The organism is Planktothrix rubescens CCAP 1459/22, assembly GCA_904830895.1.
Taxonomy (GTDB): domain Bacteria; phylum Cyanobacteriota; class Cyanobacteriia; order Cyanobacteriales; family Microcoleaceae; genus Planktothrix; species Planktothrix agardhii.
In genome coordinates, this window is the sequence record LR882958.1 from 4,692,413 (window position 1) to 4,708,446 (window position 16,034).

Genomic DNA, 16,034 nt, shown 5'->3' on the forward strand with positions numbered 1-16,034 from the left:
GGAACACCGGAATAGGGATGAAAGACTGATAACTGATAACTGATGACTGATAACTGATTATTAGTGGGTTGTTTTATGAGTTCACAAGCAACGGATTATGTCTCGACTCCTATTATTACAGTTGATGGAGTTGATCCAGACTTAATGAATGATTTTAGGCGGGATATTCTGCAAATTTCTGTAGAAGAAAGTTTGCATTTACCCGCTATGTTTACCGTAGTTATTAATAATCCCTATGCTGCCACTGATCAAGAAACAAAAACCTGGAAGTATGATCAGGACATTATCCAAATTGGTAAAGTTATTAAAATTGGTTTTATTCCCAGTACGAATTCTGATTCTGAACAACCCAATAATCAGCCAACCTATTTAATTGATGGGGAAATTACAGCAATTGAAACTCATTTCTCAGGACAAACTCAAGCTCCTATTGTAATTCGGGGTTATGACATTTCCCATCGCTTACATCGAGGACTTTATATTCGATCTTTTCAAGATTATACTGATTCGGATATTGTCAAAAAAATCGCCGAAGAAGTGGGAATTGAAACCCATACAATTGACTCTAGTGGGGAAAAACATGAATATGTGTTTCAAGAAAATCAAACCAATATGGCATTTCTGCGGGAACGAGCCGCCCGCATTGGGTTTGAATTTTTTGTCCAAGATGGTAAACTGAATTTTCGTAATCCTCAGATTAATGAGATTTTACAGTTAGTTTGGCTGGCTGATTTTACCAGTTTTCGTGTTCGTTTAACCAGTGCTGAACAAGTGAAAGCGGTGGAAGTACGGAGTTGGGACTATGAAAGAAAGGAGCCCATCGTTGCCCGTATTCCCAAAGAAACCACTCAATTAACTACTTCTGAGATTCTGACTCGTACCGAATACGGAAAAGGCAGGGACTATAGCCAAAAGTTCGGGTTGAACCCTTCTGAACCTAAGCTATTAGTTGTGGATCAACCCACTGCTACCATTAAAGAAGCAGAAGTGATGGCACAGGCACTTTTTAATGAGTTAGAAGGGGACTTTATCTATGCCGATACCCGGGGACAGGGCAACCCCCGCATCCGACCGGGGAAAGTTGTAGAACTAGATAGAATGGGTCGTTATAGTGGCAGTTATTACGTTACAGAAAGTCGCCATCTATTTTATGAGGGAATTTACACAACGGAATTTAGTGTGCGGGGACTCCGGGGAGACAACTTGCTGCAAACCCTTTCCCCAAGTACACGCCTCAGACCTGGACAGACCCATCTGGTGGGTATTGTCACAGATAACAAAGATCCCAAGGGTTGGGGACGGGTGCGGGTGAAATTTCCGACCCTGACCCCGGAACAAGATAGTACCGCCCATGCGAGTTACTGGGCGAGGGTTGTGGGGGTGGGGGCTGGCCCAGATCGTGGGTTCGACTGTTTACCGGAAATTAATGATGAGGTGTTGGTTGCCTTTGAACATGGAGACATTCATCGCCCCTATATTATTGGTGGGGTTTGGAATGGCAAAGATCAGCCCCCCGCCAATATTGAAGACTCGGTTGACAAGGGGAAAGTCCGCTTAAGAACATTTAAAACTCGTACCCAGCACACTTTACAATTTGTGGAAGAAGATAAAGATGGGACGGCGGCGGGTATTTATATTCAAACCAGTCAGGGCCATCAAATTCGCCTCAATGATAGTAATGGGTCAATTGAGGTGAGGACTAAGGCGGGACAGTCAATTCGTTTAGATGATCAGGGGGGTATTACTATTGAGTCAAAGGGAAATATTCAGCTACAACCGGGAACGGGACAGGTATTAGTATCGGGCAATGTTTTAGCGACACAATTCCTAATGGGTACAACGGTTAATAGTATTAATGTTGGAGAAACCTTAACTAATTTGCAACAGCAAATTCAGCAAAATACTAACAGTGATCTCTCTCGTGCTCAAGAAATGGCTCAACTTAAGGAGCAGGTTCAACAAAATATCACCACTGATATTCAGCAAGCTCAAACCTTAAGCGACCTGCGAGAAAAAATCAAAGAACCCAGCAATTAGAAATCGTGGCTACACAGACAAAACCCACCTTCGTGGGTTTAAGAAAAAATCAAAGAACCAAGCAATTAGAAATCGTGGCTACACAGACAAAACCCACCTTCGTGGGTTTAAGACCTGAATTTTCTCTTAGTCCACGCAGGTGGACTTAGTTTGTATAGCCCGCCGTTTCAACGGCTGGGAACTTCCCATAAAAAATATCTTAGGTGTGATTAGACCTTTGGAGAATACACCCGGTCGAATCAATAAGCTAAATTAAGGGCATCCATCTGGATACAAATAATGGGTAATAGGTAATGGGGAATGGGTAATAGGTAATGGTTAATTTAGCGAATCGACAATTAAGCCGTCCTTACTTGGGTCAAGGTTTAAGATTTCCCGTGCAAATCAACCTTCAGGGTAACCTCGACTTGAGTGCAGAGGAACAGAATATCAGAGAATCAATTTATATTATCCTGCTGACCCAATGGGGAGAAAGGGTTTATCGGCCTAATTTTGGCTGTCGTTTGTCCGAGTTGAATTTCGCCCCCATTAACCAACAAACCCTGATGTTAATGAGAATTTATGTCCAAGAAGCATTAGAACTTTGGGAACCCCGAATTATTGTTGATGAAGTCCTAACCCAGCCTCACTCCTATCAAGGCAGAGTGGATATTAATATTATTTACCGTCTGCAAAAAACTTACGAAGGACGCAGTATTGTTTTTCCCTTTTATTTGCAAGTTGAAAGCTAATTACGAATTACGAATTACGAATTACGAATTACTGATTACTGATGACTGATTTTTATGGTTTTTGACTTTTTACCTAAACTACCCAAACCTAACTTAGATGATCGGGACTATGAAGACCTGGTAAAAGAATGTATTCTGAGGATTCCCCGCTATTGTCCAGAGTGGACAAACTATAATCCCAGTGATCCAGGTATTACCTTAGTTGAACTATTTGCTTGGTTAACCGACCAAATGTTAGCTCGGTTTAATCAAGTCCCCCGACGTAATTATATTACCTTCTTAGAATTGCTCGGTATTCGTTTACAACCGCCCAAACCAGCAACAACAGAAATCACATTTTATTTAGTCGGCGATCTACCAGATGCTTATACCATCACAACCGGAACCGAAGTCGCCACAGGACGCACGGCCACCCAGTCCGCCATTGTGTTTACAACCGACCAACCCCTAATTATTGGTCAACCCACCATCCAACACTTTCTCACCGGAGATACAGCACCCTCGAACCCGCAGGTTTTGCGCGATCGCTTTACCAACTTCTGGAGTGCCGCATTGCCGGGTAACTGGTCAGGCCCAGAGCTTTCCCTGTTTAGCGATAGTCCCCAACCTGGTAATTGCTTCTATCTGGTCTTTGACCCCGATGAACCCCTGGATGGTAACGTTCTCACCATTAGGATTAAAGGTCAAGAAGCCACTCCCACCGGAATTAACCCCAACGCTCCCCCCCGTACTTGGGAAGCCTGGAATGGAAGTGAATGGCAACCCGTCCTCCTACAAGAATCCGATGACGAAACCCAAGGTTTTAGCTTCAGTAACCTAGCCCAAAAGGGCGGCAATCCCTTACAAGGTGCTGACGTGACCTTACACCTACCGATTAATTTTCCCCCGGCGCACTTCACCGCCTATCGAGGTCGGTGGTTGCGGTGTGTTTGTACCGAACCCGATCCCAGACAACCCGCCTACAGTCGCTCACCTCGGATGATTGGGATTACGGCCACAGCCATTGGCGGAACCGTGAAAGCCACCCAATGTGAAATTATTGAAGATGAAATCTTAGGGGAAAGCAACGGCGACCCTGGGCAGTTTTTTCAACTTCAGGGAGCACCCGTACTCGAAAGGCGAGAGGACGAGTATCTGGTTGTTACTCCCCCAGGTGCCATTCCCCAACGTTGGCAAGAGGTGAAGGATTTTTCAGAGTCGGGAGTAAACGATCAACACTATATTATCGACTCCCTAACAGGTGTCCTACAATTGGGCCCATTAGTCAGGGAAGCCAGCCAACTCAAGGAAACAATGGAGTTAAGGGCAAATATCCAAACCAACACCGGAAGGCAAATGCTACTTTCAAGTTCCGACTTACAAAACCAATATGGCAGCATTCCCCCAAAAGGAGCGACGTTGCAGATGTCTCGTTACCGCACGGGAGGAGGTTCGGGGGGAAACGTTCAGGTGGGGACGTTGGAAATTTTGAAAACGGCCGTTCCTTATGTTGCCAGTGTGATTAACCATCAACCAGCCAGAAATGGAGCCGAGGCTGAAACCTTAGAACAGGCGGCGATCCGTGTGCCTCAAATGCTTCGTACCCGCGATCGGGCCGTCACCCCTGAAGATTTTGAGGAGTTGGCGATTAGGGGCGGGGCTGGGGCCGTGGCTCGCGCCCACTGTTTACCTGTTACCAGTGGCAAAGGAGGGACAGTACGGGTTTTAATTGTTCCACAGGTGACACCCCTAAACTCCCCGTTCACGGGGGGCTTGGGGGAGGATGACATCATCCGCAGTGAGGGCATTCACCCCGACCAGTTCACCCTCACCGATGATCTGGAGCAAAAAGTGATCGCCTACCTAGACGAACGGCGGCTTTTAGGGGTACAGGTGTTATGTGTCTCCGGTGACTATACGGGGGTGGCAATTCAGGCGGAAGTTGCCCTCAAACCCGAATACAATCACCCCGTTGCCCAGCAAACCCTCCGCCAACAAATGCTAGTCGCCCTTTACAGCTTTTTTAATCCCATTACCGGAGGCATGGATCAAAAGGGCTGGCCCCTGGGTCAACCTGTCTATCTCAGCGATGCGATCACTGTGATCCAGCAGTTTGATGCGATTCGTTATATTGGGACACTGCAACTGTTTGAACTTCAGCGTCAAGGACAATCTTGGATGCGTCTGCCCCCATCCCCCACTGTTAATCCTGGCTCCAAGGGATTGATCTGTTCCTGGGCTGATTCGACCCTGCGATCGCAGCACGTTATTTCATTTATCAGTTAACAGTTTACAGTTATTAAGTTTACAGTTAATTTATTAACTCCTCAACTGATCACTGATACCTCTTACACTGATAACTGATGACTGATAACTGATAACTGATTTATGGCTCGTGAACTCCTGATTTTAAAATTAATTCCTATGCGATCACCGGAAGCAAATTTAAACACGCTTCCGATTCAGGCATCGGAAAATATTAATCTGGAAAATCCGAGTCTTTTACTTGTCCCAGGAGAAGCCAGTGAATTGGTGGTTAATTTAGAAAATTTAGGAAGTTATACTTTAGAATTAACCCTAGAAATTACAGGAGATTTTCCCCAGAATTGGTATACTATCATCACAGAACTAGAGGAAGAAAATCCCGCGTTTTTACTAACACCTGCCGAAACAATCAAAGCGATTATCCGCTTTCAAACCCCGGCGGATTTCTTTGAAAATCCCTTTGCCCTTGGTGTGGGTCAAGTTCTGAAATTAGATTATCAAAGCCGTTTAGCTGTTTATGGAGCAGCCCCGGGAACAGGATCACAATTGCTAGAAATAGCAACTTTTAACCTTTATGTTCGCCCTATTAGCCGTTATCAACAATTTCTACCTAATTTTTATCGAGAAATTGATTTTGTTGGACGTTTTCTGCAAATTTTTGAAGCGACTTTAGAACCGGATGTCCAAATTCTTTCTAACCTTTGGGCTTATTTAGATCCCCTAACAGCCCCGATCGGAATGTTAGAGTTTCTAGCTCACTGGGTAGGCTGGAAAAATCAACCTTATTTAACCTTAGAACAGCAAAGAAACTTAATCCGAAATGCGATTGAAATTTATAGATGGCGAGGAACTCGTCGGGGTCTGCGCCTATATCTTTACTTAGCAACTCGTTTACCTTTAGATGATCATATTATGAATGAAGATGAAAAACATATTGGAATTTATGAGTTTTTTAATTCCGGCTTCGTCTTGGACAAAACTCGCTTAGGTTACGACGCTATTTTGGGAGGAGTGCGACCCTTTCATTTTACAGTTCGCCTGCGTCCAGAACCCGATCGCCCCATTGAAGAAGCCTTAGTGCGAACTATTATTGAACAGGAAAAACCGGCATTTTGTAGTTACGAGTTAATTATAGAAACCAGCTAATGGGTAATGGGTAATGGGTAATGGGTTTTTAGATTCATTTCTTATTGTGAATACGCCTTAAATTGCTTATAATTAAAGGCGTATTCAGAAAAATAATAAACTCTACCCATTACCCATTACCTGAAAAACCTATTACCTATTACCCATTACCTATTACCTATTACCCATTACCTATTATGTTTTCCTTATTTGATTACCCCGAACCATCCCCCCTAAAACGTCTATCCGTCGAGGATGGACTGCTCTTAAATGCTGAACGTTGGCAATCTGCCCACGCCTATCACCAGAATCGTCAAAATCTCCATTATCAATCCCTGAATCAACCAGGAATCGTCTGTGGATTAGGGGTTTCTGCTATTCCTGCACCGGATCATATTGTCGCTAAATATCGGGATAATCGCTGGATTAAAATTGACCGTGGAATTGCGATTGATTTAATCGGGAATCCGATAATTGTTCCCGAACCGATGGAATTTCATATTGCCTCTGAAGCTGGGGAAAACCCTCTATTAATTTATATTACTATCAGATACGTTAATCCAGAAACACTATATCGACCCGAATCAAAATATTTGATCGAGGAAATGTTTAGAATTGATGAAAAAATTAATAAACCTGAACAACTAGAGGTAGAACTCTGCCGGATTATCTTATTAGCAGGAAACGTTCAAATTACCTCCCCAACTAATGTTTTCTTCCCCGCCGGAAATCATATTGATTTGCGCTATCGGCAACAAGTAATGGCACGTCATCAAGGGGTGGTGAGCGTCGGTTTAATTGCCAACGATTCACCCATTGATCAGATGATTTTATCATCTTTATCTGGACTAATTCAATCTTTACCTGCACTTTATCCCGCCCTTGGAGGTCGGTCAGAAATTGGCAAAATTAAATTACAGACAGAAGAAAATAACGAATCTTTAAACTATGATTTACTCTACCTCAGTTATCAAAAAATTGCTATATTAACAGAATCAGAAACTGAAATTCTCAGAGAATATAGGGAAACTGGAGGGATAATTTTTATAGAATTAACAACTCTGGAAAACGAAATTGTGCAGTTAATTAAAATTCAACAAAAACTGAAAGAAACCCTAAATGATCTTAAAGAAGATGGAGAATTTGATCCATTGATACAACAGTTAGAAAGCGAACTAGAGACGACAACAAAGATTTTAGATAAACAGTTAGCTGATGTGATTGCCACCGTCAGAAATTTAGCTCAAAAAATAGGCGAAGTTACAGCAAACGATTCAGGAGTAATTGCTCGTCAACATCCCCTACGAAATCAGCCTTTTCTGTTTAGTCAGTTTCCGATAATTAAAGAACAAGAAATTAGCTTATTTAACTGGGATAATATTATATTAGTTTTAGGAGATTTGTCAATGGCTTGGGGAATAAATGAAGGGTTTAGTTTTCCAAGAGAAACGATTAGATCTGCTCAAGAAATGGGGATTAATTTTCTATATTTTGCCGTAAAAAGGCGACAATTAACTCAACTTCTACTTTAGGTTTATGAACAATTAATTGATTGAGGTTGTTAATCTTTATTCCCACTATAAAATTAAACTTACTATGGCTAACAAAACCTTCTCTTTTTTCCAGAAAATTTTTGATAAATCCGTGGGTTCTTTATCCATTCGCCGTACCTTGCCCCTGATTATTGTTACACCTTTATTGGTTTCTGTCACAGTGATTAGCTGGTTTAACTTTCAAGCGGGAAAACAAGAGATTGAAAAACTGATGTTAAAAATTAGTGAAAAATCAACTCAGATGATTGAACTCAATCTTCGTAATTATTTAGGAAAGCCAAAAGTATTATTACCCGCATACTTCGCAGCCATCCAAAGTGGGAATGTTGATATTAATAACTTACAAGAAGTCAAGCGATATTTTTGGCAACAACTACAAAAAACAAACGCATTAACTTCCATTTATATAGGAACGGAAAAAGGAAACTATGTACATTATGAGAAAACAGAAAATGAATTTATAGAAAAATTTAGAGATGAATCAACGAACGGAAATCGGAACTTGTATGAAGTTGACTCCAAAGGAAATCGCATCAGATTGATCAAAAGTGTGGAGTATGATCCTCGTGCTCGTCTCTGGTATGAATTTTCTAAAAGTATAGGAAGACCAAGCTGGAGTCCGGTTTATCAACTAGCCAGTATCAATACGCTAGGGATGGATTTTTCTATTCCGATTTACGATCGGGAATCTGGGAGTTTTGAAGGAGTGATTTCCACTGATATTAGTCTGGTACAAATTAGCAAATTTTTACGAAATTTAGAAATTAGTCAGAATGGAAAAGCTTTAGTTATAGAACGGACGGGAGATGTAATTGCAATCTCAACTTTAGAGCAACCTTTTAAAGTAGTGAATAATCAAAATAAACGACTGAATATGAGTGAAAGTCAAGATCCGATTATTCAAGGAATAAATCAATACTTAATTGAAAAATTTAATGGTTTAGATCAAATTAAAGAGAAACAACAATTTACCTTTCGATTCAAAGGAAATTCACAACTTGTCCAAGTCACCCCTTTACAACAGAATCAAGAAGGAAAAGAAATTGGTTGTGATTGGTTAATGGTGGTTGTGATTCCCTATTCTGATTTTCTTCAATATATCTATACTTATACAACTTTAACCATAATTATTGGCGTTTTGGTAGCGGGTATTGGCGTGATTTTAGCTCTGTTAATGGTGCGTTGGATTATTAAACCTATTGAACAGTTACAACAAGCAGCCCATACTATTGAGTCACAAAACTTTGATCAAAGTATATTAGAGGAGGTGAGTCGTCGTCGCGATGAATTTGGACAGTTAGGAAAAGTAATGTTAGCTATGGCAAATGTCATTTACAGTCGCGAACAAAATTGGAAACAAATGATTGATCAACTTCAAAATCAAGATCTGCAAAAGCAAAAAACCAAGAGTGGAAATAATTCCCAAAAGCAAGTCAAAAACTTAGAAATATTATTGAGAGAATCACAACAACTCAGGACAAAAATAGGAGAAAATGATAAAAATCAAAGATAATTAATTATAAATTAAATACTTTTAATCAATAAAACTCAAGGAATGAAACATGAAAACCAATCTAATTACCACTGATATTTCTACAACTGAACTGACATTCAAACCGGGTGAATCAGCCGTATCTTTTGAAATCAATGCGATTAACTATAGTGATCGTTTTGCCAGCTTTCAGGTAGAAGTATTAGCGGCGGGTACGGATGAAAATTTAGCCCCAAATTGGTATATTCTCTCCCCCGAAATTTGTACGAAAAAACCCCCAGGAGATTCTACACAATTTCTGGTTAAAATTATTGATAGTCCTTTACCTGGTTTTGTCGGTCAGATGAATCTAACCGTGAGAGTTTTTTCCATTGAACTTCAGGAAGAAACCCGTCAATTATTGCGGTTAAATATACTCGAAGGAAGCGGGGGAGTTGGCTTAAAATTAACCCTTCCTGTTCAGGAATTTCAAGCTTACCCCCTACAGCAAATTAAAATCCCGGTTCAGGTTTATAATCCCAGTTCTCAACCTGCGAATGCGGTATTAAAATTAACAGGAATTAATCCCACCTGGTTAATAGAAGAACAACAGCTTATCCAAATTCCATCTCGTTTTCGAGTTGATGCCGTTTTCTGGTGCCAAATTCCCGATATTATCCAAACTAAAAGCCAAGTTCAGCCCTTCACTATTACAGCAATAATTACCAATGGTTTATCAAGGCAAATTACCGGGAATTTATTAATTTTACCCCAAGGAATTGTAGAGTTTAGGTGTTTTCCCCAGGAACGTCGTATCCCCAGTAGAAGGAGATTTTTTTGGCGTTCTGACCCGGTTATTTTTCATATAGAAATAAAAAATTGCAGTAATGTTTCGCAGATATTTCAACTCCAAATTAATTGTTCAGACAAAATAAAATATGAATTAAAATCCGATTTATCTCTATTAATACAAGACAAAAAAAAATCTATAGAACCATTAAATAATGATGTAGAGATCAATGATTTTGATCCTACTATTGATCTCGATATTGGCGAAACAAATCAAATCTTATTAATCACAAAAATTAAACGACATTGGTTAGGTCGGATCAGGAAATTTTTAATAGAAGTAACAACAATACAAACACAACATCTTTCTTCTGTGTCTGATAGCCGTTTGTCTAGCACTTCTCCCCCCAATCAAATCTTGAAATTAAAGGTTTTACCCTTTATTCCCCTGGGGTTAATATTAACGGGCAGTGTTGTATTACTGGGGTTACTGTGGTGGTTTTCGGCACTGAATCCTTATCATCCCTCTTTAGGACATAAAAAACCAGTTAATTCTGTTCAATTTGATGGGTTAGCCAGTACGATCATGAGTGGTTCTAATGATCAGACAATAGCTGAATGGAAAGTTACTAACTTTTTTAATGATTTACACAATCAATTTATCGGTAAAATTGGCAATACTAAAAAGGCTGTGCGAGTGTTACGTTACCGACCCGTTGATAATAATATGATCGCCGCCGGATTGGAAAATGGGGAAATTCAATTGTGGGGATTAACGGAAGAAACCGGGTTAATTGATACTTTTTCAATTAATAAAGATGATCGCGTTTTTGCCTTAGAATTTTCTCAAGATTCTCAAACATTATTTAGTGGTCATGGTAGTGGTTTAGTTTTACAGTGGGATGCCAGTCTTCAGCGAGATCAAATTGCCAAAGGTAGCGATCGCCTATTAAAGAAAAAACAATTTGATTTTGCCGTTTATGACATGAGTTTTGTCGGGAAAGGCAATCTTCACCTAGCAGTTGTCGGTCGGTATAATCAGTTTTTAATTTTGAATCTTGACCAGAATAAAACCTTTAAAGTTCCTTATCCAACCGGAGGACAAGATGATTATATTTTAAGTGTTGATGTTGCAGAAATTGCTCCCGATATTTTAGCAACCGGGGATAATCAAGGAAATATTACAATCTGGAATATGAAAAACTGTTTAGATAGTTCAGGAGAATGTGAAGTGATTGATCGTTGGCAAGGAAGTAAAATGGGGGAAGCGGTTCGTTCAGTTTCATTTAGTGATAATGGCTGCTATTTAGCCAGTGGTGGGGACGATGGTAAAGTTATGCTTTGGGCTTTAACCTCCGAAGGAAAACGACCTTTAACAATGCCTGATGGTTCATCTATAGAAAACAATCTGGGAATTAAACAAGAAGTTAGCCATTCCTATCTTCAGAAAAAAATTAATAGTGTTGATGTTAAAATTGTCGATAAAAATATCTTAATTGCTAGTGGAGGTGATGATAATCAAGTCAGAATAGCCCAAACAAAAAGAATATTTAATTTAGGTTGTGATTTTCGCAATAATCTTGAGATAGAGTAGAGACTTAAATAATTAATTTAACTATTTTTGAGGATTTAAAATTATGGTGCATCAAACTCCACAAACTAACGGTCAAGCTCTGAATGATATTGAATATTCAGAAAATGCGGGAATTGCTAAACCCATCGCCTTGATTATTAACCCTTCCGAAGACAGTTCTGCCTGTGCTGGAGAGATTTTTGAACTGCGGGTTACAGTAACCAATCAAGGCAATAAAGGTGCTGTTATTAATATTTATATTGATGAAACTTCTGGCTTGTTACGTCAGTGGTGTAGCTCGGCTTCGGAAAGTTTAGCCTTGGCTAACAATTGTAGTGCAGAGGTAGTTTTTTACTTCGCAATTCCTATTAATGCTACCCCCGAAAATCATAGTTATTTATTAGTTATTGATGCGCCCAAACACTATCCAGAAGACACGCCGATTCGTCATCAAGCGCGACTGCAAATTTTACCATCAGTACAATCCGCGACCCAGATTAATGACCCGACATTTCAAATTTTACCAATTACAACTTATCAAAAACCAACTATTATTGAACCGGGCAAACCTTTAGATTGTAAAATTATAGTTAATAACCGTTCTTCACGGGTTGATCGCTTTCGTTTAAGTTGTTCTGATCTGCCCAATGATTGGTTTACTGTGATTTATCCAGAGGGATTAGTTGAATTAGGATTAGTCGGAGAACGGCAAAGTTTAGCATTGAATCCGGGGGCGAAAAGTGAGATTATTTTCCGCTTACAATTTCCTCTAAACGTCAAAGCCGGAAATTACTCCCCAACCCTACGTTTAACTTCCTTGAATAACCTCGATTTGGTACTAATTGATGTCTTGTATTTGCGGGTACTTCCCACCTATAGATTAATCCCAGAATTGCAAACGAAAATTGGGAAAGTTAGTAAAGAAACGGGATGGTTTCGGCTGTTATTGGGGAATGGGGGAAACACCCTCCGCAATGTTAGTTTTACGGCCGAAGAAGACGCAGGTAAACCAATTTGTACTTATATTTTTGACCCTGAACAGGTGAAATTAGGGGCGCAATTAAAAACTCAAATTGACCTAAAAGTTAAACCGAATAAATGGTGGCGACGTCCTTGGTTTGGCAAGGGATTACCTATTGAATTTTATATAGAAATTGAGGATAGTTATCAACTACCTGTTCCCGAACGGTTGCCAGGAACTTTAATTTGGGAAGCACGACCCCTTTGGCAATTTATTTTATTAATTTTTATGATTTTGGGGGCGATCGCATCCCTAATTTTTGCGATTTGGTGGGTATTTTTCCGACCACCAACACCCCCGAAAATTTTAGAATTTACTTCGGTTTTTCCGACTTATGAACAAGCCGCAGAAGATGCGATTCACCTAAATTGGCAAATTCTTCACCCTCAACAGTTAAAAACGATTAAAATTATTGGGATTGCTGCCGATAGTGGTATTGTTTCTAGTGAAGATATATTGTATGATTTTAGCAAGGGGATTCCGCCGGAATTGAAGGAATTTTGCACCTTAGAATCGGTTTTAAATTGTCAAAATATCCGTACCGATGCCCAACAAGCGGGAACTTATATTTTTCAAATGGATATATTTGCTAAAAAAGGCTATCAGTTAGCTGATTCTAAAAAAACAAACACGATTCGTATTAGTGCTTTACCCCAGCCTAAAATCTTGGATTTTATGGCAACACAAACAGCCTATCAAGAACCAGCCCCTAACCAATCTGTCTTAACATTTAATAATGAAATTGCCTTGAATTGGAAAATTAAAAATCCAGAACAATTGCAAGCATTAAAGTTAATGGCTCGTTCCACAGATGACACAGTTATAATTCCCTTAAAAACCTACGATTTTAGTGACGGTATCCCCTCGGAGTTAAGTGGATTTTGCTTATTAGAATCGGAATTAATTTGTCAAAGAGTCCCTACAAATGCCCGAAAAGCCGGAAACTATATTTTTGAATTGTCGGCGGTCTCTAAGGAGACACCAGAGGAAACTGCTATTAGCCAGAAAAGTGATATAATTAAGATTATTCCTTATATTTACCCGACTAAAATTGTCTCTTTTTTAGTGAATGATCAGGACGCTTTACCTAAATATATTTTACCGATTAATCCTGAAAAAACTGCTAAAACTATTCGGATTAGTTGGAAGGTAGAAGGGGGTAAAAATACAATTGTTGAATTACTCCCCGCACCCGGAACAGTGGGTCTTGAAGGTTCGATCATTTATCCAATTACTCAACAACCGGGTATAGAAACAATTACACTTGCGGTTAAAGGAGAATCAGGGGAACAATTGAATCGAACTGTCACCTTTGAAAAAATTGTTGTTCCTATTTCTGAACCGAAAATACCCCCGGTCGATAAACAGCAGGATACTTCTCTCAAGGATTCCAGAACCCCTAAATTAACCCCAAATAACCCCAACCTTTCTCCAAATCGACCTAATCAAACTGTCCCTAAATTGTCAACAACTCCACCTAATTTTCCTTTATTACCAACAGCACCGACCCCAATTCCAACTCCAACCCCATCTCCAACTTCTTCTCCAACTCCAACTCCAACCCCTTCTTTCTCAGCTTCACCGATTGAAATTCCTCCTCAATTTGATTAAATAATTAATAGAATAATTTTCACTCTGATTACAAACCGCCTGATGTTAAAACTATGATCAAAATAAATAAAATTCAAAAAGTGCGTTTTCCTCCTATTAATCTAAGTTTTAATTTTTGGGGATCGATAATTATTGCTCAATTTTCCCTACCTTTTAATATTAATATACCCCAACAACCAACCGCAATTCCTACTCCCCCTACTCCCATTAATGGAGATTTTAACTACTATTTTTCTTTATGTAATGTCCTGCGGAAACAACCCCAGCTTGAAGAAGCGTTATCAGCCTGTAATCAAGCTATTAATTTGAGTAAAAAAAAGAGAGCAGATTTATGGGGATTTCGCAGCGATCTATTATTAAAATTAGGACAATATGATCAAGCTTTAGTATCGAGTTTACAAGCTCTGGAAATTCAACCTAAAAACTCTCTAGCTTTAACTTTAAAGTGTCGCTCCCTTTTAGCATTAGGTCAACAAGATCAGGCTATTTCCGCTTGTGATAGTGCTTTAGAAATTAATCAAAATTGGGAGGAATTTTCTCCGAGTCTTACTTGGTTAAGTCGAGGTTTAGCTCAAGAACAGAAAACCCAATATTCTGAAGCTTTAGCATCCTTTGATCAATCTTTAAAACTCGAGCCTCAGAATTCTATAGTTTTAGTTAGTAGCTGTCGAGTTTTGTTAGAAATGGAGAAGAATGAACAAGCTATTGGTAGTTGTGATAACGCTTTAAAAGTTAATCAAAATTGGGGAGAAAGTTCTCCGGCTCAAGCCTGGTTTTGGCGAGGGTTAGCCTTTAGTGGTTTAGCAAAATATCAGCAAGTTTTAACCAGTTGTGAAGCGGTAAAAACTGATTTAGAAAAAGATATTGTAGTCAAAAATAATTGTATTAAAACTACTAGAATCTCTCGGTTAGAATCAGCCAAAACTTCATACAAACAAGCAACAATGATCGCTCCTGAATTTGCTGTGGCTTGGACATATCAAGGGATAAATTTAGGAGAATTAAACGAATATGATCAAGCGCGAAAGGCTTTAGAAACAGCTATTAAAATTTATCCTAATAATGCCTTAGCTTTGGTGAATTTGTGTGCAACTCTGAATAAATTAGGGAATTATCAAGAAGCACTAACAGCCTGTGAAAGTGGATTACAACAAGATAGTAATTGGCTAGAAAGTGAGCCTGCTGATACTTTCATCCAGAAAGCACAGGCTTTAGCAGGTCTAAAACGCTATGAGGAGGGAATTTTGGCGATTGATCAGGCCTTGAGTTTGAAACCAGACTCAGCGATCGCTTGGAATACAAAAAGCGTGATTTTATGGCAAGCCCAAAAATATCAGGAAGCTCTCAACGCATCGGAAAAGGCTTTAGCAGCCGATCCTAACTACTTTCAAGGGTGGTTTAATCGGGGGAGTATTCTGCGGGCGATGCAGGAAAATCAAGAGGCTCTCAGAGCTTATCAGCGTGCGATCGCTAGTGATATCACTTTTATACCAATAGAAACTCTGGGGTCAGTTTGGACTAATTCCAGTGCAATTTTATGGGATTTAGGGCAATATCCAGAGGCAATTGCGGCAGCGAATAGTGCTATTGGGATTGATCCTAATTCAGTATCCGCTTGGTTTAATCGAGGGTTATTTTTCACGGGTGTAAAAGATTATGAAGAAGCAGTTAAGTCTTATCAGCAAGCTCTGAAACTTGATCCAAAAGCGGTTAATATTTGGGTGGCTCAGGGCATGGCATTCTTCTATTTAAAGCGCTATTCAGAAGCCTTAAATGCCTTTGAAGAAGCGTTAAAAATTGATCCGAACTATTTACCAGCTTTACAAAATCGGGATCTAATTAGTCGGTATTTTCAGGGTAAATAAATAATATTTAATTG

Annotated in this window: 9 protein-coding genes; all 9 read left to right on the forward strand. The window is 39.6% G+C overall.

Translation table 11 applies throughout. The features are described from left to right. Window positions 1–75 precede the first annotated feature (75 nt). The 9 genes from NMG86_RS21460 (at window position 76) to NMG86_RS21500 (ending at window position 16,020) form a co-directional block, all read left to right on the forward strand. Window positions 76–2,037, forward strand: a complete 1,962-nt coding sequence (locus tag NMG86_RS21460; RefSeq protein ID WP_052338561.1) for a VgrG-related protein — start codon at window positions 76–78, stop codon at window positions 2,035–2,037. A 314-nt stretch (window positions 2,038–2,351) separates the two neighbouring features. Beyond that, entirely contained in the window at window positions 2,352–2,768 is a 417-nt protein-coding gene (locus NMG86_RS21465; protein ID WP_026796470.1) for a GPW/gp25 family protein, read from the forward strand. Between the two features lie 54 nt (window positions 2,769–2,822). Further along, on the forward strand, window positions 2,823–5,033 hold the full coding sequence (locus NMG86_RS21470) for a putative baseplate assembly protein (protein WP_026796471.1): 2,211 nt from the start codon (window positions 2,823–2,825) through the stop codon (window positions 5,031–5,033). Between the two features lie 102 nt (window positions 5,034–5,135). Continuing rightward, entirely contained in the window at window positions 5,136–6,158 is a 1,023-nt protein-coding gene (locus tag NMG86_RS21475; protein WP_026787605.1) for a phage tail protein, read from the forward strand. A gap of 176 nt (window positions 6,159–6,334) precedes the next feature. Further along, on the forward strand, window positions 6,335–7,669 hold the full coding sequence (locus NMG86_RS21480; RefSeq protein ID WP_026787606.1) for a DUF4159 domain-containing protein: 1,335 nt from the start codon (window positions 6,335–6,337) through the stop codon (window positions 7,667–7,669). Between the two features lie 64 nt (window positions 7,670–7,733). Then, entirely contained in the window at window positions 7,734–9,203 is a 1,470-nt protein-coding gene (locus tag NMG86_RS21485; protein WP_026787607.1) for a PDC sensor domain-containing protein, read from the forward strand. 49 nt (window positions 9,204–9,252) lie between these two features. Next, window positions 9,253–11,544, forward strand: a complete 2,292-nt coding sequence (locus NMG86_RS21490; protein ID WP_052338562.1) for a WD40 repeat domain-containing protein — start codon at window positions 9,253–9,255, stop codon at window positions 11,542–11,544. Window positions 11,545–11,587: 43 nt separating this feature from the next. Beyond that, on the forward strand, window positions 11,588–14,155 hold the full coding sequence (locus NMG86_RS21495) for a COG1470 family protein (protein ID WP_052338563.1): 2,568 nt from the start codon (window positions 11,588–11,590) through the stop codon (window positions 14,153–14,155). A 53-nt stretch (window positions 14,156–14,208) separates the two neighbouring features. Next, a complete protein-coding gene (locus NMG86_RS21500; protein ID WP_026796472.1) occupies window positions 14,209–16,020 on the forward strand; it encodes a tetratricopeptide repeat protein in 1,812 nt (603 codons plus the stop codon). The last annotated feature ends 14 nt before the right edge of the window (window positions 16,021–16,034 follow it).